The organism is Acidovorax sp. LjRoot194 (genome assembly GCF_964253015.1).
Taxonomy (GTDB): Bacteria; Pseudomonadota; Gammaproteobacteria; order Burkholderiales; family Burkholderiaceae_C; genus Acidovorax.
Window position 1 is genome coordinate 1,876,551 of record NZ_CAXUQB020000001.1, and the last position, 18,850, is coordinate 1,895,400.

The 18,850-nt window shown below is 58.3% G+C and carries 15 protein-coding genes; 5 read left to right on the top strand and 10 right to left on the bottom strand.

Annotation, left to right across the window (positions count from 1 at the left end):
- Nucleotides 1–199 precede the first annotated feature (199 nt).
- Nucleotides 200–1,153, top strand: a complete 954-nt coding sequence (locus ACSQ3N_RS08590) for a tRNA dihydrouridine synthase (RefSeq protein WP_156371857.1) — start codon at nucleotides 200–202, stop codon at nucleotides 1,151–1,153.
- 142 nt (nucleotides 1,154–1,295) lie between these two features.
- On the opposite strand, the gene ACSQ3N_RS08595 is transcribed toward ACSQ3N_RS08590, so the two are convergent.
- From ACSQ3N_RS08595 to ACSQ3N_RS08640, 10 genes are all read right to left on the bottom strand, one after another.
- Nucleotides 1,296–3,266: a phospholipase D family protein gene (locus ACSQ3N_RS08595; protein WP_436146059.1), complete on the bottom strand. Its 1,971-nt coding sequence runs from the start codon at nucleotides 3,264–3,266 to the stop codon at nucleotides 1,296–1,298.
- Between the two features lie 136 nt (nucleotides 3,267–3,402).
- A complete protein-coding gene (locus tag ACSQ3N_RS08600) occupies nucleotides 3,403–4,605 on the bottom strand; it encodes an ammonium transporter (protein WP_436146060.1) in 1,203 nt (400 codons plus the stop codon).
- 120 nt (nucleotides 4,606–4,725) lie between these two features.
- Nucleotides 4,726–5,592, bottom strand: coding sequence for a RibD family protein (locus tag ACSQ3N_RS08605; RefSeq protein ID WP_082516700.1), 867 nt, complete (start codon nucleotides 5,590–5,592; stop codon nucleotides 4,726–4,728).
- 252 nt (nucleotides 5,593–5,844) lie between these two features.
- On the bottom strand, nucleotides 5,845–6,297 hold the full coding sequence (locus tag ACSQ3N_RS08610; RefSeq protein WP_056162327.1) for a type IV pilin protein: 453 nt from the start codon (nucleotides 6,295–6,297) through the stop codon (nucleotides 5,845–5,847).
- Nucleotides 6,298–6,320: 23 nt separating this feature from the next.
- Nucleotides 6,321–9,974 carry a pilus assembly protein gene (locus tag ACSQ3N_RS08615; protein ID WP_082516713.1) on the bottom strand — a complete coding sequence of 1,218 codons (3,654 nt, stop codon included), beginning with the start codon at nucleotides 9,972–9,974 and terminating at the stop codon, nucleotides 6,321–6,323.
- Between the two features lie 72 nt (nucleotides 9,975–10,046).
- Nucleotides 10,047–10,823 carry a pilus assembly PilX family protein gene (locus tag ACSQ3N_RS08620; protein WP_156371859.1) on the bottom strand — a complete coding sequence of 259 codons (777 nt, stop codon included), beginning with the start codon at nucleotides 10,821–10,823 and terminating at the stop codon, nucleotides 10,047–10,049.
- 6 nt (nucleotides 10,824–10,829) lie between these two features.
- On the bottom strand, nucleotides 10,830–11,792 hold the full coding sequence (locus tag ACSQ3N_RS08625) for a PilW family protein (RefSeq protein ID WP_082516701.1): 963 nt from the start codon (nucleotides 11,790–11,792) through the stop codon (nucleotides 10,830–10,832).
- Nucleotide 11,793: 1 nt separating this feature from the next.
- Nucleotides 11,794–12,444, bottom strand: a complete 651-nt coding sequence (gene pilV, locus ACSQ3N_RS08630; RefSeq protein WP_056162333.1) for a type IV pilus modification protein PilV — start codon at nucleotides 12,442–12,444, stop codon at nucleotides 11,794–11,796.
- Nucleotides 12,432–13,016, bottom strand: coding sequence for a GspH/FimT family protein (locus tag ACSQ3N_RS08635; RefSeq protein ID WP_235507233.1), 585 nt, complete (start codon nucleotides 13,014–13,016; stop codon nucleotides 12,432–12,434). Before ACSQ3N_RS08635 ends, pilV begins: the two co-directional genes overlap by 13 nt.
- A gap of 29 nt (nucleotides 13,017–13,045) precedes the next feature.
- A complete protein-coding gene (locus ACSQ3N_RS08640) occupies nucleotides 13,046–13,675 on the bottom strand; it encodes a GspH/FimT family pseudopilin (RefSeq protein ID WP_082516702.1) in 630 nt (209 codons plus the stop codon).
- 591 nt (nucleotides 13,676–14,266) lie between these two features.
- Here ACSQ3N_RS08640 and rpsO point away from each other — a divergent pair.
- From rpsO to tpiA, 4 genes are all read left to right on the top strand, one after another.
- Complete coding sequence (gene rpsO, locus ACSQ3N_RS08645; RefSeq protein ID WP_005793232.1) at nucleotides 14,267–14,533, top strand: 30S ribosomal protein S15; 267 nt, start codon at nucleotides 14,267–14,269, stop codon at nucleotides 14,531–14,533.
- Nucleotides 14,534–14,748: 215 nt separating this feature from the next.
- The gene (gene pnp, locus ACSQ3N_RS08650; protein ID WP_056162341.1) at nucleotides 14,749–16,998 is read left to right on the top strand and encodes a polyribonucleotide nucleotidyltransferase; all 2,250 of its coding nucleotides are present in this window, start codon (nucleotides 14,749–14,751) and stop codon (nucleotides 16,996–16,998) included.
- A gap of 95 nt (nucleotides 16,999–17,093) precedes the next feature.
- Entirely contained in the window at nucleotides 17,094–18,092 is a 999-nt protein-coding gene (locus ACSQ3N_RS08655; protein ID WP_436146061.1) for an NAD(P)H-quinone oxidoreductase, read from the top strand.
- Between the two features lie 2 nt (nucleotides 18,093–18,094).
- Nucleotides 18,095–18,844: a triose-phosphate isomerase gene (gene tpiA, locus ACSQ3N_RS08660; RefSeq protein WP_056162640.1), complete on the top strand. Its 750-nt coding sequence runs from the start codon at nucleotides 18,095–18,097 to the stop codon at nucleotides 18,842–18,844.
- Nucleotides 18,845–18,850: the final 6 nt, after the last annotated feature.

Sequence of the window (18,850 nt, forward strand, 5' to 3'; positions counted from 1 at the left end):
GCACAATGGCGGGCTGCCGTGATTGCCTTGACGGCTGCAGAAACTGCTGGATGTGCGATTGCTATGTTTTTTATAGCTGCTGGCGCCCGTCTAATAAGCGGTAGAGCACTTTTATTTCATAGTCTGGCTGAATGCCTTGCCGTCCGCATTCCGTGCACGCCACGGGCGGCGGCCGGCGAGGCCCCTGAACCGAACCGCGATGACCTTGCTGCTGGCCCCCATGGAGGGGCTCCTCGACTTTGTGCTGCGTGATGTGCTGACCCGCGTGGGCGGGGTGGACCGCTGTGTGTCCGAGTTCATCCGCATCACGGGCACGCTGCTGCCCGACAAGGTCTTTCTGCGCTATGTGCCCGAGCTGCGCAACGGCAGCCGCACCCTGGCCGGCGTGCCGGTGCGTGCCCAGTTGCTTGGGTCCGACCCCGTCAGCATGGCCGAGAACGCAGCCTGCCTGGCGGCGCTGGGTCCTGAAGGGATCGACCTGAACTTCGGCTGCCCGGCCAAGGTGGTCAACCGCCATGGCGGCGGCGCGGCCTTGCTGCAGGACCCCGAACGCATCGCTGCCGTAGTGGCTGCCGTACGGCGCGCGGTGCCTGCGCATCTGCCGGTGTCCGCCAAGATGCGCCTGGGCTTCAACGACACGGCGCTGCTGCGCGAATGCGCCCAGGCCATGGAGGCTGGAGGCGCCTGCGAGCTGGTGGTCCACGCCCGCACCAAGGCCGACGGCTATCGCCCGCCAGCGTACTGGGAACACCTGCCCGCAGTACGTGCTGCCGTGCGCATCCCGGTGGTGGCCAACGGCGAGATATGGACCGTGGCCGACGCGCAGCGCTGCCGCGAGGTGTCGGGCTGCGACGCGCTCATGCTGGGCCGCGGCATTGTGGCGGACCCAGGGTTGGCCCGGGCCATCCGCGCTGCCGATGCAGGCCAGCCGGGCACAGACCTTGTTACGTGGCCCGAGCTGCTGCCGCACATTGCTGCCTTTTGGCAGCTGGTGTGCGACGACCTCGAGCCCCGCCAGCGGGCAGGGCGCCTCAAACAGTGGCTCAACCTGCTGCGCCGACGGTTCCCCGAGGCGGAGATTGCCTATCAGCACGTGCGCACGATGACGGACCAGCGCGCTATCACCGCCTGGGTGGCGGCCCAGCAGGCCTGAGTCTGTTGAGCACTCGGGGTGCGGTGGCTCGGCCGTTCGTTGGTCCGTCTGCGTACTTGTCAGGTTGTCAGGCTCTCTAGCCTGAGCCCCTTGCATCCACCGCGCGGATACCACTGCGCAGATGCGCTGCGTCTTGCGACTTTCAGAGCAAATGATCGGGCGCGAGCGGGCCCAGCAGTTGCAGCATCAGGCGCAGCGGGGTACTGGCGTCGGGCTCCGACGTCGCGTCCGGCAAGCCGCTGCCTGCGGGGGCGCGCCACACCAGGCGGCTGCCATCCAGCTCCACCCGCCAAGCGGCGTCCCGCAGTGCACCGTCGATCTGTGCGGTGGCGCGTCGCGACAGGTCGCCACTGCGGATCAGCAGCGCGATCTCGGTGTTTTGCCGCTGCGAGCGGATGTCCAGGTTCATCGAGCCGATGGCCAGCAGGCGGCCGTCCATGATGAGCAGCTTGGTGTGCAGCATGGCGCGCGAACTGCCCATGGACCCGCCCGCGCTGCCGCCCTTGCCACCGCTGCTGCCAGTGGAGCCCAGGGAGCCGCTGAGCACGCCGGGCAGTTCGCTGCGCATCTCGTACAGCTCCACGCCCATGGCCAGCAGCTCGGTGCGGTGGCGTGCGTAGCCTGCGTGGGCAATCGGCGCATCGTTCGAGGCCAGGGAGTTGGTGAGCACGCGTACCCGCACGCCCCGCGCGCGCGCGGCGGCAAAGGCCTGCTTCATGTCAGGCCCTGGGACGAAGTAGGGCGAGATGATGAGCAGATCGCGCTGCGTCTGCCCCATGAGCTGCAGCAGGCCATCCACCACCGTGTCCATCTGGGCTTCGCGCAGCTCGCTGTTGTCGCCGGGCGCGCGGTCGGGCGGCAGTGCATTAGGTGCAGCGCCCATGACTCCGGACGTGTCCGCCGCATTGCCTGGTGTGGCAGCAGCGGAAGTGGAGGTAGAGGTAGCGGAAGCAGTGGAGGAAGTAGCGGAAGCGGCTGCGGCCGCAGCGGCCGTGGGCAACGCCGCAGCAGGGGCTGTGGCGGCACGCGGACCGCGGGATGTGATCGCTACTGGGGTGGCCTTCGCCGGCGCCTGTTCTGGCAGGGTAGGGGGCGCGTTGCCGTCTGGCGGGATCTTGGCAGGCTTGTCCACCAGCACCGCTGCGGGCGCCCAGGTGAACTGCGCCTGGGCCAGGTCCATGGGCTGCTGGTCCCAGATGCGCGCCCGCTGCGTGGCGGTGCTTTGGCGGCCGTCTCCCCCAGGCTGATTGTCTGGCGCCAGCGTGCCGCCCTGGCCCTTGACGCGGTCTTGCTGGGCTGCATCGGTGGTGCGCATGCGTTCGCGCAGCGCGTCCAGCTCCTCGCGGGTGACGAGCGACTGCACCGGGTAGGCGCGGTCGTTGTTCCAGTAACTGTCGAAGCTGCGCGAAAGGTCTTGAACGATAGGGCCTGCAGCCAGCACATCCAGGTCCACGAAGTTGCCTGAATCGGCATTGCCGAAGTACGCGTCTCCCAGATTGCGCCCGCCGGTCACGCCCATGGCGTTGTCCGCGATGAAGAGCTTGTTGTGCATGCGCTGCTGCACGCGCGAGAAGTCGCCGATCATGCTGAACATGCGGCCGATGGGTGAGCCCCGCGCGCCAGTCAGCGGGTTGAACATGCGCATCTCTATGTTGGGTACGAACGCCAGGCGCATCACCTGCGCGTCGCGGCCCGTGCTGTGAAAGTCGTCGAGCAACACGCGCACCCGCACGCCCCGATTGGCGGCTGCCACCACGCTCAGCAGCAACCGCTCGCTGCTGGCATCGGCATGGATGGCGTAGTACTGCAGGTCCAGTGTCTTCTGCGCAGCGTCCACCAGGGCCAAACGACTGCCGTAAGCGGCCTGCGGGCCGCTGAGAAGTAAAAATCCTGACGGGTGACGTCCACCGGCAGCGGCACGCCGCGCATCCACCAGTTGCCCCAGCGCGGTGCCCGCGGGGGCTGCCAGGGCGCTGGTCACCGGCCGCTCGACATCCTTGGGCAAGCCCGCGCAGCCCGTGATGGCCCCGGCCATGAGGACGGCCAACAGGGCCAACCAACCGTAGCGGGCTGTGGTGTTGAGAAAGGCAGGGGCGGTGAGCATGCGCGGCATGGCGCGATTGTGACCGCGCACCGGCTGTCGTGCCTGTCGGACGCCGCGCCTACGCAGGTGTCGTCGTGGGCTGGCAGACAAAAAAAGCCAGCTCGGCTGCGCTGGCATGCTGGGCCAGACCGCGCCCTGTTCCTGGCTACCAGCTCACTTCACGGTCTGGCGTGGAGCTGATCTTGTGAATCGACAGATCAGCGCCGTCGAATTCTTCTTCCTGGCTCAGCCGCAGCCCCACCGTGCTTTTGAGAATGCCGTAGACCACAAACCCGCCTGCTAGCGCCCATGCCACGCCCAGAGCGCTGCCGATCAACTGGGCCGAGAAGCTGACGCCCCCCAGGCCACCCAATGCCTTGCTGCCAAAGATTCCGGCAGCCAGCCCGCCCCAGGTGCCGCACAGGCCATGCAAAGGCCAGACGCCCAGCACGTCGTCTATCTTCCATTTGTTCTGTGTGAGCGTGAACATCAATACAAAAATGGCGCCTGCCACGGCCCCCACCACCAGTGCGCCCAAGGGGTGCATCAGGTCGGAGCCCGCGCACACGGCCACCAGCCCGGCCAACGGGCCGTTGTGCACGAAGCCCGGGTCATTTTTGCCCAGCACCAGCGCGGCCAGCGTGCCGCCCACCATCGCCATCAGGGAATTCACAGCGACCAGGCCCGAGAGCTTGTCCACCGTCTGGGCGCTCATCACATTGAAGCCGAACCAACCCACCACCAGCACCCAGGCGCCCAGCGCCAGGAACGGAATGTTGGACGGCGGATGGGCGGAGATGGCGCCGTCCTTGCGGTACCGGTTGGCACGCGAGCCGAGCAGAATCACCGCCGGCAGCGCGATCCAGCCGCCCATCGCATGCACCACGATGGAGCCCGCAAAGTCGTGGAATTCCTCGCCGGTCAAGCCTTTGATCCATGCCTGCACGCCGAAGTGCTGGTTCCAGGCGATGCCTTCAAAAAAGGGGTAGACGAAGCCGACGATCACCGCGGTAGCCATCAGCTGCGGCCAGAACTTCGCACGTTCGGCAATGCCACCCGACACAATCGCCGGAATGGCCGCGGCAAAAGTCAGCAGGAAGAAGAATTTGACCAGTGAGTAGCCGCTTTGCTGCACGAGGGACTCCGCACCCACAAAGAAGTGCGTGCCGTAGGCCACGCTGTAGCCCGCCACGAAGTACACCACGGTGGACACCGAGAAATCCACCAGGATCTTGACCAGCGCATTGACTTGGTTCTTCTTGCGAACTGTGCCCAGTTCGAGAAAGGCGAACCCGGCATGCATGGCCAGCACCATGATGGCGCCCAGAAGAATGAACAAGGCGTCTGTGCCCTGTTTGAGTGCTTGCATACCGTCCTCTTGCGTTGTATTGATCTTTTCTGGTGCGAAAAAGCTATGTTCCCCAGAACTGCACCAAAATAAAGCAATAAACATGCCGGTTATGGTGCTATGTGATGCACCATCGTGGGTCTAGAAGTTATCCCGGCCTTCTACCCGCGCAATCACACGCAAATCGGACCCTACCATTTCCACTGACTCGAACTGCAACTGCAGCCCGTCCGCCAAAGCAGTCAACGGCCCCCAGTTGGTCATGCCTAACCCGCTGCCCAACAGCCGTGGCGCCAGATACACCAGCAACTCGTCCACCAGACCCTCTCGTACCATTGACCCGTTGAGCTTGTGGCCCGCTTCGACATGCAACTCGTTGATGCCGCGGCGGCCCAGGTCTTTAAGCATCGCCGCCAGATCCACTTTGCCGGCTGCGTTGGGCAGATAAATAACCTGGGCTCCTCGGTCTTCTAGCGCCGCTTGCTTGGCGCTGTCTTGCACGGCGGCATAAATAAAACATTGCCGACCGGTCATCAGAACATGCGCGTTTAGAGGCGTCTGGAGCCTGCTGTCTACCACCACTACAGCCGGCTGCTTCGGCGTCGGCACCTCACGCACGTTAAGCCGAGGGTTATCGTCCAACACAGTGCCGATGCCGGTCAGCACTGCGCATGCGCGTGCCCGCCACGCGTGGCCGTCCACACGAGCGGCTCTCGAGGTGATCCACTGGCTGGCGCCGTTGTGTAACGCGGTAGTTCCGTCTAGAGAGGCGGCCGTCTTGACTCTGACCCAAGGTGTGCCACGGACCATCCGGCTGAAGTAGCCAATGTTGAGTTCACGGGATTCTTGCGCTCCATGGCTCGTATCAAATTGGACTGCAGCCAGAGGTGATCTTTTTAGTGCGTTGGCTTCCACGGATTGATCGTGGTCCGGGTCTGCCGCTCCGACAGTGGCAATACGAGTAGTTATCGACACGTCTTCGCAAACCCTTTTGTAGTCATTTTCCATGCTAACAGTTCGAACGTTGCACAGGATATTGCATCACGCATTTTCTACATCCTGAATTCCCACTCTATAACTGCGATTTCAATGTCCCTGCCGTTTCGTTGAGTAATCGGGTTTGAGAGTTTTTCGTCAGCCGTTGTTTTGATCAACTATCGGTTTTTAGGTATGGAGTTAATAATGCTCGAGCTCTCAGATAAACCACCTGATAAAATACACAGTTTGCGTAATGGTCACGCGCAAGAAAACAACCCCACTCTATTTACGCCAACACTCTTCAATCGTCGCGCCACCAGATTGATTAACTATGCCACGTACGCCAGTGTTAGTAAGCGTGTAGTCTCCGCACTTATCTATCGCTTGCGCCCCAGCTCTTCGAGTTGCAATTAATGTATAGACAGCGCTCGAAGGTGCGCCAGAGAAGCTGATAGTGTAGCGTTTGGATGTGTCAGCGCTCCAAGTTAATGAACCGGGCAGTGCATAGTATGGCCCTGCACCTGTAGCGGGATAGACACCAGTCGCTGTTGCGGCTCTCTCCATCCACTGCTGAGCCTGCAAAAGGCCAGTCCGGGCATCGGCCCGATGCCCACGCCGAACGTATTCGGCGTAACTGGGATACGCTATTGCCGAGAGAATCCCAATGATCGCTACAACGATCATCAATTCTATCAAAGTGAAGCCCTTTTGAACCTTGGAGAGGTTTATATTCATAATATATCCTACAGGCGGAGAATTTATTGATTTTGACGCCAGCTTGGACGCATTGTCCACTCGGGCATGGTCGCCAGTTTCTCAGGCCCGCAACTTGCACCTGGTGGGCATGGAACGCCGCCACCACTCCCACTTTTTGAATCAATATCGGAATTCTCGAATTTATTTTTTCTGATAATGCTATGAGGGCCCTTGGCAACTTTAGCGCGAGAAATACTTATCAAGACGGTCCCGTCAACCACTGCATCGCCACCGGGCGAAGCAACCGTGCCTAATGTGAACTTACCATCCTTGTCTTTATCCACCACTGAGACGGATGGGGCTTTTCCGTCCATGATATTGATGAATGTCCGATATTGTCGTTCACCGTCCACTGATGTCGATTCACAGCTTTCTACATTCGGGTCCACATTTGACCCTTTTGCGGGCACTTGCGACCACGCGGTCAACAAATTACTGCCATCGTAAAATTCAAGAGGTTTCAGTAACCGCTCGCCAATTGCGGGCAGATCCACATACCATCCGTTCAAATTGGCCCACGTCGACTTGTCTAGAACGTCGACTTCCTTGATTGCGCCAAAAGTGCCAGCGTCAATCTCAATAAACTCGCGTTTGGCCAGTTTGGCCATACTTACACCCGTTCCAAGTGCTACGGGAGTGGGAACGCATGTTGTTCCAGGGCAGGTACCTGCACCCGGATGCACTTCAAGCCTTTTTCCAAAAGGTGTCGTAATCACGCGATAGCGCGTGTTATCCAGTGCTGAGTACAGAGTCTGAACGTCGACATTGGACGGATCAGTTTTGCTGACGTTGCGCCCCGTGCCAAACGATACCATCATGCCACCCACATCCAGCGTTTTTGCCGATGGACCTGAGCCTATTACCATCTGACGGTCGTTTGCGCGCACCGTGGGCGGAGCCGAGATGGCCTGTGTTTTTGTACGTGGACCATTCAGCGCCGCGGGCCCCTGGGCTGTAAACAAAGGATTGCCTCCAAACGCAATTTTCCAGTTGCTAGAGTCGTAGCTAGTCAGGTCGAATTTCCACATATTGCCAAGGTTGTCGCCCGCATACACCACATCAACAAGGCCATCGCCGTTGATATCTACCAACCGCGGAGATCCCAGGCCGTTGTCATTGGCTCTGCCGGTGCCCGCCGCATCGTTCGTTGCCGCAATGCGCACAAGCTCTTTTGCACCGTCCAGATACTGGATCAAAAGCACCGGACGTTGGTTCGCACTGTTGTACCCGTTGCCCAAAACGACTGCCCACCGCTTGTCATTCATGCGGGTTATTTGACTGGTGCGCATTCCGTCGTTGTCATCTTTTACCGGTCGCGCTGTGATATTGCCGATATCCTTGTCTTCGGCTACAACCTGTAAACAAGTTGTTTTTTCCACGCCGGTCAAAATTGCACAATTTGCAGCTGTTTCGCTCGATCCGCGAGTGCGATCAAGTCGGACAATTTGCGCTGCATTGGCCTCCATGAACCCTGGAGTGCTATCCGGTAAATTAGCCGCAGTGGGGTTAGTGACATCTAGAACATAATATCCTTTACCGCCTAAACCCAATGTGCCCACTAGCATTGTTCGCCAGTTGGGTGCATAAGTAGCGTATGTGGGATCACTAGGGTCTTGAACGCCCCCATTAAGATCTATGTCACCTGTCATGGGTGAGCCGTCTACGTAGTACTTGTGTTTATTGTTGTACTGTGGATCGGTCAATAACGTAAGTGTAGGAATAACCCCACGCGGGACATACGAAATTTTTTCCTGCCCATCCAAAGCTGCAAAGCCGTGTAGCATTCCGTCGTTGCCACCCACGTAAAGCATGCCAGGACGGGTTCGACTATTGCGCACAAACGTCGTATAACCCTTTAATACATAATCTGACGCTGGTGCTCCTGTGTACCACACGTCAGAGTTGATGATGTCGCCCTGGATGCTTTGGCGTTGGCGGAACGTCTTGGTAGCTGTGTACCCCGTAGGATCAACACCTTCAAGTGACTTGTCGCCTCGGATATAGTCCAGTCTTTGTTGGCCTTTGGTAGCGCCCTCATCAGTCCCACTCATATTCTTCTGCAACCACAGCTTTTGTGTTGCGCTAAGTCGGCTTTCATCCGCTGCCCATCTAAAAGGGACGCCTCCTTGATAAGCCGTGCCCGTCCACTTGTCGCTCCAGCTCAAGACCATCCGCGTGCCGACATTACTTGCATCGAGCAGGTCAGCAGTATTTTTTCCATTCCATGTAGGATCGGGATAGCTCGTTCCATCTTTTCTGACTTTTTCAGCTGTGACGAAACCTTTCCAAAATTTCTCAGGTTCATAAGCCGCCGTATATTTTCCCACCTCACTGCGGGAAACGTTAGAGCCGCTTGTGGCACTGGAACTTAGATCGGGATCCGTCGCGGTATTGATTTGTGCAAAAATGTCCCGGAAGGCTTTTTCCAAATCTTGCCCACGCGTTACCGCATAGAAGCGACCACGTCCATTGAGGGCTCCGTGCCAGAGGTCAAGAGCTCGTACATCCTCTCCGTTCCCCATGTTAGGCCAAAGGTGGTTGCCTGTAACCAGATCTGGAAAGCTGCTAGCGTTGTTAAAGCTGAACGGGAGTTGTTCGGTGGCTGGTGGAGCTATAATGCTGGGCGCGCCGGGCCAAGTGGTTGCATCGTTACTGAAGCCAATACCATACGTCACCATGTGAGGCCAGGTGGCTGGATTATATCGAGGGTTCCAATAACGTTCCAGAATGGCAGATTTACCTGCCTTATCAAGGCCAAAATTTTCAGTAGCGGGCGCTGCGCGGTAGTCTGCAGCTGGCTGCATCGTGCCGGTCATGCCTGTAGTTTGCATGGCCGTGGACCAACTGTAGAAAGCCCAGTCTGCAAGAGTGTTGTTGAAAGAATCGCGGTACAGCCGCGTTTTCGCTTGGTCCGTTGCCGTAGTGCCACCATACACCATCCCGTCCGGCAAAATTTTAGTCGTACTATTATCTTGCGCCCCGCCAGACACTCCTCCATTCCAGCGTCCGTCTGACATAAAGATATGATAAGTACGGCGGCAAGCTAAATATGGAGAGCCCGTTGTGCCAGGGTCGCTTGCCCACGCACTGTTAGTACCAAGGGGCTGGCGCATATACGCGTCCGCTTGGCTAAACATCAGATGCGAAGGCGTTCCGTTGCTCGGAGTCAAGCTACTAACGAAGTTAAGAAAATTAGTCCGATGTGCACCTTGCAAGACACGCATCGAATTGGTGTTCATGTTTGTGGTGTTGACATTGGAGGCATTGCTTGCATTGCCATTGTTCCACATCACTTGCCAAGATAGGCGGATTTTCTTGTCAGGTAGAAGGGATGCGTCATATTCCGGATGGGTGGGGTCGAAAACTGATTTCAGTGCATACTTCAAAACGTTCATGCGCTGTGCGTTCACAGGCCATGAACCGTCGGGATTCGGTGTAACCACTGTAGCGCTACCGTTCGCACTGCTATTGACCCTGAACGCCATACTCCCAGAGTCATCCACCGAGATAATTACGTTAGGTCGGACATATGGCTCCACTACGCCAGGGGGGGCTTCGGTCAAATCTAACGCCAAAACGCTAGTAGGGGCGAGCGTAGCGCTTACCGCTAAGGCAAGCAGATTTTTACGAAAATGGGGGGCTGCAGTGCGGCGCATGACTCGCTCCTTTGATTTGATCTGTGATATTTACAACTGCGTCGAACTGATTAGTTTCATGCAGGTGCGGAATTAATCGGGCTTTACCTGCCGCACGTATGTCTGCTGAAGCACAGCCATGGTGCCAGGCTTTCGGCCATACGCCAGTGCGGTGATTCGGTAAATAACATTTGGTTTTAAATTAAATCGAAGTAAATTAGTGCTGCTGCTATCAACGACGACGCGCGAATTCTTGCTGCTCTCGTCATACTGCATAATTTCGATCCAGTACCATCCACCACTGTTGTTGCTGCTAACATCGGCGAGAATAGGATTTGCGGGTGTGCTGGAGTTTCCGGTAGCAGCGCCAGAATATTGGCCGTATCGCGCACCAATATTGGGTTGGGTCATGTCAGACAATTTTGCTTCACCTGGCGCTAGAGGCGTGGTGCTGATTGTGTTCCAAAAATCCTGTCGTCCGTCACGTTTGGTACATAAGCCATCACGACACTTGGTTGACTGTTGATCCAAATCTGCAAGGAGTGGTGTAACTTCTTGCTTTTCTAATGGGATCTTATACGCAGCAGGAAGGCTGTCGCGGCAGTTAGCGCCGGCGCAAGAATTTCCGTCTGGACCCTCCCCTCGAATGTCAAGCTCCGCATCCTGCAATAAGGCTTGGGCAGCTTCAAATGCACGCTGGTAATCGGCATCGTTGCCAACAACTAGTTCATTAAATAATGATGTCCGTGATGCCCATAGCGCAAGGAGCATTGAAAGCATTACGAAAACTATCACAACGAAGAGCGCCACACCGCTTTGCGTATGCGCATGGCGGCGGCGGTTAAATGAGGGCTTAATTTGTATGGGCATGGTGGCTTACATCGCAGCTGGAAGCACTGGTGAACCGACAATTCCCTGGCTACGAAGCTGAAAGACGTTTCTAAATGCAATGTGCATTCGTTTGGCGCGTATGCCGCTAAGCATACTCATATCAACACTCGTTGAACCGTCGCAATCGGTGTATGTACTGCCAGCTGGCAAATCGATGCGCTCATTGCCAAAAAGAACTACGCATACTTCAACAGCCTGCACCTGAGGCCAATTATTGGTTACGCCTGTAGCATCCACTAGCTTAATCATAGGGATGCTTGGTGTAGATGTTGTATCCTGTAATAAATAACGAACTTGGAAATTGGCGACGTTTTGCAAAATAGGCTGCGAAGCGGCACTATTGCCGGCGCAACGCAATACGAAATTGCCTGAATCAAAATCAAAAACGCTTTGCATTCTTTGGTCTGTGCTTGAAGCATCGTCCGGACCTCCGAGACAATTACGTGTTAAAGATTTCTCGCTTGCGCTTGTAAATACAGCTTCGGTGTAGCGCCTGAATCCAACGGTGAGGCTATCCGGAGAATCGGTGCCTGAAATGGTTTGCTTGGCCACATTAGCGGTATAGCTGAATGCCGGGCTGGACGCTGATTCAGCTGCAGTTTCGAAGCCTACTGGCGCCAAGTACCCGCTTGCGGTTACTACCGAACCCGGATTTAGATTTAAGCGCATTGATCCCGCTTGGCGCAGCTGCTGCCCGAACAAACGCATCGCGTACGCGCCTTGTTGTTGGATAGTACTAGCATCACTAACAGTCCCTGAAATGCTTCGGGATATCATAAGTGCAGACATCGCTACTGCTACGACAAGCAAGCCGATAGCTATACCTACCATGAGCTCCAACAAGGTAACGCCCCTTTGCCCGCTAAATGGGGGCAACGAATTTGGAAAATGTGCGTGAGCGTGGGCGCGCGGGACTGCTTTGCTGCTCACATTCCATGTCGATTTCATCTCAGGCTCCGGGACAATAATACGCTGGGGAGTTAGCGCCAGGCGCGTAAGGTGCACACCTCGCCGACACGGGGATATATTGCAGATGGCAAATGTAATCTGCAGGACACGCCAAGGTGGCTCCTGCAGTCAAGGTTCCGGTGTTATCACGGACTTTGGTGGCGTCGACGTCGACGGTTTTTCGGCCCTGCCCCTCGTTCTCGCGCCATGCAATCATTACGCCTAATTGTCGTCTTTGTTGTGCCCCCACGGCTGTCTCTGCAGGGGGAATGAAAACTTCGGCCTGGCCTAGCGGGAGCGCGTCGCGTACAGACTTCTTCCAGGAGGCAATGTCATAGCTGGCGAGAGTTGCGTGATCACAACCGCTGGAACATGAGCCAGGCGCAGGAGCGGCGCTGAAAACTGATACATAGCTCGCCAGATTCGCCAAGCCATTCGGATTGACGCGAATGCGTTCACTCAAATCTTCGATAAGTCGAATCGCTTGTGCACGACGGACCGTGGTAGATGTGTCCGCCAACGTGCGCATTTGTACGCCCACGATTCCCATTATGCCTAACGCCATGACGATGATGGCAACAAGCGACTCGATGAGCGTAATGCCGTGCTGGCGAGAGACGTGAGCGGGATGTGAAGAATTTAATCGCGACATGGAATAGCCTCTGGAGGAATTATGCGAATACGTCCACCCGAACTCATGCACAAGCCTAATGCAGCGGGATGGGTGGTGGGTCGATTCAAGGGTACTAGGCTAAAGCCAGGCCAGACGCCATCAACCAGGCCCCACTGATCAAACTTGATGCTGATGCCTCCGCCAGTACGTGTAACCTGCACCTTACCGGGCGCATCCACGCGCTGAAGAACAATTTCAGTAGCACCGCAGCTACCACTGTTGTCGGAGTCCGCGCAAACTATCCAGCCACAATCCCAGTCTTGCTTGCTTTTTGCTGTAGTGCAGCCGTTAGTGTTGTTGCTAATTTTCTGAACGGTGACGTGTCCCGCGCGCTTTACCGCTTCCGATCGGGCAAATTGAAAAGTGGACTGCAAATCCTCTTGGACTCGACGGACGCGCCATTTGTCATTCAACGAACTGAAAGAGGGCGTTGCCAATCCTGCCAGCAGTGCCAAAACAGCCAGCGTAACCGCTAGCTCGATAGCCGTGAATCCGTTTTCAAAGGAGCAACGGATCATTCTTTTATTAATGTTTTGCCGAGTACTGAGCATGAGGATTTATGAAAAAGAGCCTTGTTGCTCTAGCACGCTTCATTGCCCATTTTGCGAGTGATGCGTCCCCCGCTGCTGACGCAGATTCGAGCGGCATTGCTGTCAGCCAGTGTCTTGCCTTGTGGCATCAAATCGAAAAACATCGCCGTCGGTGCATTTGCTCCACCCGTATGTGAAAGCATGCCCCATCTGTCGACCGATATCTTTCCGGAGTTTCCGGGAAGATTGATCGAAATTCGAGTTGGTGCTGCCACGACCTGTAAAGTGCACTCGTTAGGGTTATTTGCGGCGATGCACGCTCCTTGCGTACCGTTACCGTCGGCATCGAAGAAAACGTTCCAGCCGCAGCCCCATTGATTGTTGGCCGTAGCGGTAGTACAGGGGCCTGAATTAGGACTTTTTTCAATAATTACGCTGCCGCTCCGTTTGATTGCTTCTGAGCGGGCAAAGTAAATCGTTGATTGCAAATTTTCAGCGGCCTCGCGCACACGCCATCTTTCCATCAGTGGTCTAAAACTAGGCAGTGCCAGAGCCGTGAGGATGGCTAGGATCGACACCACCACCATCAGTTCAATGGCGGTGAAGCCATGAGAGGTGAACGGCGCGGGACACGAGCGGCTGCAAAGGCCGTAGGGAAGTGGTTGGCGCAATATCTGCATGGGCGAATGCTAAGGCCGTCCTACCCTGCCGCAATTCCTGGTCTGACAAATGGCGGTCGGGTGGAGATGAACGGCTCAAGGCTTTGTCCTAGCGGGTGTAGCCTCTGCATGCGCCAGCGTTGTGCATGCCTTTGCATTCCCTAGCCATTCTTCGGTCGTGTTCACTGTGTGATTCTTCAGAAGTGCTGCGCTGATATGTAACCTTGCTAGATCCTTTCTTCCTGGTAGAAGCAGGGGCGAGAGGGGGGCCATCGTTGGCTCCACTTTTGGCTAGCACTGGGACGGGACTGCCCATTAGCGCTACAGCTGTAATGCACGCAGCCGTCCGAATGAGCAAATTTCTTGCGAGTTGCAAGGGCGTGTTCGTTGCGTGCAGAAGGGCATTTCGCCTGTGAGACATGGCAATTTTCGTGGTGTGATTGTTGTTGGGGCAGCGAGCAGGTCAATCTTGGGAGGGGCAAATTCCATCCAAGGCTATAATAGTGAGGTTTTGCACGGTGCAAGACGCACGCCGGTGGCCGTTCCAGCCGCTGGCGCAAGTAAAAACCACGGCCCGCACATCATCCTGCAGGCCCAATCCAAGGAAAACCAATGATCGCATCCTCCATCAAGGCCGAAGTCGTCAAGGCCAACGCCCGCGCTGCCAATGACACCGGTAGCCCAGAAGTCCAAGTCGCTCTGCTGACCGCTCGCATCAACGAACTGACCCCTCACTTCAAGACGCACGCCAAGGACCACCACGGTCGCCGCGGCCTGCTGCGCATGGTGAGCCGCCGCCGCAAGCTGCTGGACTACCTGAAGGCCAAGGACGCTGACCGCTACACGGCTCTGATCGCCAAGCTGGGTCTGCGTAAGTAAGCGCATTCGCATGTCAAAACGCCTGGGTTAGCACGCTAGCTCAGGCGTTTTTTACTTCGGAGACGCAAAACAGAGCGAAGCTGTGTCATTCCAATGGTCCTGATGCCCTGGTCGAGGGTGATAGCACCGCTGGAATGGCATCGTGTTCTGAATTGCCTCCGGCCCTTGCTGGCTCTGCGTAGCCAGCTACATAAACCGAAGCAAAAGGAGTCATCATGACCATCTTCAACAAAGTGACCAAGTCCTTCCAGTGGGGCGACAAGACAGTCGTCATGGAAACGGGCGAAATCGCACGCCAGGCCTCCGGCGCCGTGCTGGTCAACATCGACGACACCGTGGTGCTGGCCACCGTGGTGGGCTCCAAGATCGCCAAGGCAGGCCAGGATTTCTTCCCGCTGACTGTCGACTACATCGAGAAGACGTACGCCGCCGGCAAGATCCCCGGCAGCTTCTTCAAGCGTGAAGCCAAGCCCAGCGAACTCGAAACGCTGACCAGCCGCCTGATCGACCGCCCGATCCGCCCACTGTTCCCCGAAGGCTTCCACAACGACGTGCATGTGGTCATTCACACCATTTCGCTGAACCCAGAAGTGGACGCTGACATCGCCGCCATGATCGCCGTGAGCGCTGCGCTGTCGATCTCCGGCCTCCCGTTCAACGGCCCCATCGGTGCCGCGCGCGTGGGCTACATCAACGGCGAATACGTGCTGAACCCTGGCCAGACCGCCCGCAAGAACTCGCAGATGGACCTGGTCGTGGCCGGTACCGAAGCTGCCGTGCTGATGGTCGAGTCCGAAGCGCAGCAACTGCCCGAAGACGTGATGCTGGGCGCTGTGGTGTTTGGCCACGAACAAGGCAAGGCCGCCATCAACGCCATCCATGAACTGGTGCGCGAAGCCGGCAAGCCCGTGTGGGACTGGCAGCCGCCTGCCAAGGACGAGCCCTTCATCGCTAAGGTCTCGCAACTGGCCGAAGAAAAGCTGCGCGCTGCCTACCAGATCCGCAGCAAGCAAGCCCGCACGCACGCACTGCGCGAAGCCACGGCTTCTGTGCTGTCGTCGCTGAAAGCCGAAGGCGCCGAATTCGACGCCGTGAAGGTCGAAGGCCTGCTGTTCGACATCGAAGCCAAGATCGTGCGCAGCCAGATCCTGGCTGGCGAGCCCCGCATCGACGGCCGCGACACGCGCACCGTGCGCCCCATCGAAATCCGCAATTCCTTGCTGCCACGTACCCACGGTTCGGCATTGTTCACGCGTGGCGAAACCCAGGCGCTGGTGATCTCCACGCTGGGTACCGAGCGTGACGCGCAGCGCATCGACGCGCTGGCCGGCGAGTTCGAAGACCGCTTCATGTTCCACTACAACATGCCTCCCTTTGCCACTGGCGAAGTGGGCCGCATGGGCTCTACCAAGCGCCGCGAAGTGGGTCATGGCCGTCTGGCCAAGCGCGCGCTGATCGCCGTGCTGCCGACCAAGGAAGAGTTTCCCTACACCATCCGCGTGGTGTCGGAAATCACGGAATCCAACGGTTCTTCGTCCATGGCTTCGGTCTGCGGCGGCTGCCTGTCGATGATGGACGCCGGCGTGCCGATGAAGGCCCACGTGGCTGGTATCGCCATGGGTCTGATCAAGGAAGACAACCGTTTTGCCGTGCTGACCGACATCCTGGGTGACGAAGATCATCTGGGCGACATGGACTTCAAGGTGGCCGGTACCACCAGCGGCATCACCGCGCTGCAGATGGACATCAAGATCCAGGGCATCACCAAAGAAATCATGCAGGTCGCATTGGCACAGGCCAAGGAAGCGCGCATGCACATCCTGGGCAAGATGCAGGAAGCCATGGGTGAAGCCAAGACCGAAGTGTCCGATTTCGCGCCCAAGCTCTACACGATGAAGATCAACCCCGAGAAGATCCGTGACGTGATCGGCAAGGGCGGTGCGGTGATCCGTGCGCTGACCGAAGAGACGGGCTGCCAGATCAACATCGAGGAAGACGGCACGATCACCATCGCCGCGACCGACGCAGCGAAGGCCGACGTCGCCAAGAAGCGCATCGAGCAGATCACGGCCGAAGTCGAGATCGGCAAGATCTACGAAGGCCCTGTGACGAAGATCCTGGACTTCGGTGCACTGATCAACCTGCTGCCTGGCAAGGATGGCCTGCTGCACATCAGCCAGATCGCGCACGAGCGTGTCGAGAAGGTGTCCGACTACCTGACCGAAGGCCAGATCGTGAAGGTCAAGGTCATGGAAACCGACGAGAAGGGCCGTATCAAGCTCTCGATGAAGGTGCTGTCGGACCGTCCTGCCGGTGGCAGTGATCGCCCTGCACCTGCAGAGCGCGGCGACCGCGAACCCCGCCGCGACCATGGTCGTGACGGCGGCCGCCCATCGGGTGACCAGCAACAGCAACAGCAGCAATCCCTGGCTTCGGACGGTGCGTCCGAGCAGGTGGTGGGCTGATCCGGCTGACGGGTCTATTTGCTATTGATTTTGTAGCTGCTGCCGCTTGTTGATCAAGCGGTAGCGGCCAAAATCGTTCAAACACCAGCTTTCCAATGAACCGCAACATGCGCGCTGTTGAGATCACCGCTTTCGGCGGGCCGGAGGTGCTGCGCCTGGGCGAGCGGCCAGTGCCGCAGCCCGGCGATGGCGAACTCCTGATCCGTGTGGCGGCCAGTGGCATCAACCGCCCCGATGTGCTCCAGCGCAAGGGGCACTACGCACCCCCGCCGGGAACTTCAGACCTGCCGGGTCTGGAGGTGGCGGGCGTGGTGGAGTCCGGCGACACTGCCGCGATGGCCGCTGCCGGTATCCGCGTGGGTGATCGGGTGTGTGCGCTGGTCGCGGGTGGCGGGTATGCGCAGTGGTGCGTCGCGCCGGTGGTCCAGTGCTTGTCCGTGCCCAAGGGGTTCAGCGATGTCGAGGCGGCATCGCTGCCTGAGACCTTCTTCACGGTGTGGAGCAATGTCTTCGACCGGGGTCGTCTGCAAGCGGGTGAGAGCCTGCTGGTGCAGGGCGGCACCAGCGGCATTGGCGTGACGGCGTTGCAGCTGGCGCATGCATTCGGTGCGACGGTCATCGCCACGGCGGGCAGCGACAGCAAGTGCGCAGCCTGCCTGGAGCTGGGTGCGCACCATGCCATCAACTACAAGTCACAGGATTTTGTGGCCGAGGTCCAGCGCATCACCGATGGCAAAGGTGTCGACGTGGTGCTCGACATGGTGGCCGGCGACTATGTGGCGCGCGAGGTGGAGTGTCTGGCAGAGGATGGCCGTATCGTCATCATCGCCGTGCAGGGCGGGGTGAAGGGCGATTTCAATGCGGGGCTGGTCCTGCGCCGTCGCCTGACCATCACCGGTTCCACGCTGCGCCCTCGTTCGGTGGCGTTCAAGGGCGCCATTGCGCAGGCACTGCGCGAGAAGGTGTGGCCTTTGCTGGCCGAGGGCAAAGTGCGGCCGGTCATCCACAGCACGTTCGAGGCGGCCCATGCGGCCGACGCGCATGCGCTGATGGAGTCGAACCAGCACATTGGCAAGATCGTTTTGACGTGGTGATCATGAACAGCAAGAAGAAACTCATTGCCGGCAACTGGAAGATGAACGGCAGCCTGGCTGCCAACGAAGCGCTGCTCCGGGCCATCATTGCGGGCTTGGGTGATGCCGTTTGCGATGTGGCCGTGGCAGTGCCTGCGCCTTATCTGGCGCAGGTGCAGTCGCTCACTTCCGGGTCTGCAGTGTCTGTCGCATCGCAGGATGTGTCGCAGCATGAAGCAGGTGCGTTCACCGGTGAGGTGTCCGCAGGCATGCTCAAGGACTTCGGCGTGCGGTATGCCCTGGTGGGGCACTCCGAACGCCGCCAATACCACGGGGAAACCGACGTGGTGGTGGCCGAAAAGGCGCAGCGCGCACTGGCGGCCGGCGTGACGCCGATCGTCTGTGTGGGCGAAACCCTGCAGGAGCGCGAAGCAGGGCAGACCGAGGTGGTGGTCAAGCGCCAACTCGCTGCTGTCATTCATCTCAATGGCCACTGCATCAGTGAAGTGGTGGTGGCGTATGAGCCGGTGTGGGCGATCGGGACAGGCCGCACGGCATCGCCTGAACAGGCGCAGGCCGTGCATGCCGTGCTGCGGGCGCAACTGGCCGCTGCCAGCGAGCACGCCGACCGTATCCGTCTGCTGTACGGCGGCAGCATGAATGCCGCCAACGCAGCGCAATTGCTTGCGCAGCCCGATATCGATGGCGGGCTCGTCGGCGGAGCTTCCTTGAAGGCCCCCGACTTTTTACAAATCATTGCCGCCGCCCGTTGAGGTGGT

Excerpts from the sequence above, each read along its gene's own strand:
- ACSQ3N_RS08590 (WP_156371857.1), top strand. The coding sequence starts at position 200 with ATGACCTTGCTGCTGGCCCCCATGGAGGGGCTCCTCGACTTTGTGCTG.
- ACSQ3N_RS08595 (WP_436146059.1), bottom strand. The coding sequence starts at position 3,266 with ATGCCGCGCATGCTCACCGCCCCTGCCTTTCTCAACACCACAGCCCGC.
- ACSQ3N_RS08600 (WP_436146060.1), bottom strand. The coding sequence starts at position 4,605 with ATGCAAGCACTCAAACAGGGCACAGACGCCTTGTTCATTCTTCTGGGC.
- ACSQ3N_RS08605 (WP_082516700.1), bottom strand. The coding sequence starts at position 5,592 with ATGGAAAATGACTACAAAAGGGTTTGCGAAGACGTGTCGATAACTACT.
- ACSQ3N_RS08610 (WP_056162327.1), bottom strand. The coding sequence starts at position 6,297 with ATGAATATAAACCTCTCCAAGGTTCAAAAGGGCTTCACTTTGATAGAA.
- ACSQ3N_RS08615 (WP_082516713.1), bottom strand. The coding sequence starts at position 9,974 with ATGCGCCGCACTGCAGCCCCCCATTTTCGTAAAAATCTGCTTGCCTTA.
- ACSQ3N_RS08620 (WP_156371859.1), bottom strand. The coding sequence starts at position 10,823 with ATGCCCATACAAATTAAGCCCTCATTTAACCGCCGCCGCCATGCGCAT.
- ACSQ3N_RS08625 (WP_082516701.1), bottom strand. The coding sequence starts at position 11,792 with ATGAAATCGACATGGAATGTGAGCAGCAAAGCAGTCCCGCGCGCCCAC.
- pilV (WP_056162333.1), bottom strand. The coding sequence starts at position 12,444 with ATGTCGCGATTAAATTCTTCACATCCCGCTCACGTCTCTCGCCAGCAC.
- ACSQ3N_RS08635 (WP_235507233.1), bottom strand. The coding sequence starts at position 13,016 with ATGCTCAGTACTCGGCAAAACATTAATAAAAGAATGATCCGTTGCTCC.
- ACSQ3N_RS08640 (WP_082516702.1), bottom strand. The coding sequence starts at position 13,675 with ATGCAGATATTGCGCCAACCACTTCCCTACGGCCTTTGCAGCCGCTCG.
- rpsO (WP_005793232.1), top strand. The coding sequence starts at position 14,267 with ATGATCGCATCCTCCATCAAGGCCGAAGTCGTCAAGGCCAACGCCCGC.
- pnp (WP_056162341.1), top strand. The coding sequence starts at position 14,749 with ATGACCATCTTCAACAAAGTGACCAAGTCCTTCCAGTGGGGCGACAAG.
- ACSQ3N_RS08655 (WP_436146061.1), top strand. The coding sequence starts at position 17,094 with ATGAACCGCAACATGCGCGCTGTTGAGATCACCGCTTTCGGCGGGCCG.
- tpiA (WP_056162640.1), top strand. The coding sequence starts at position 18,095 with ATGAACAGCAAGAAGAAACTCATTGCCGGCAACTGGAAGATGAACGGC.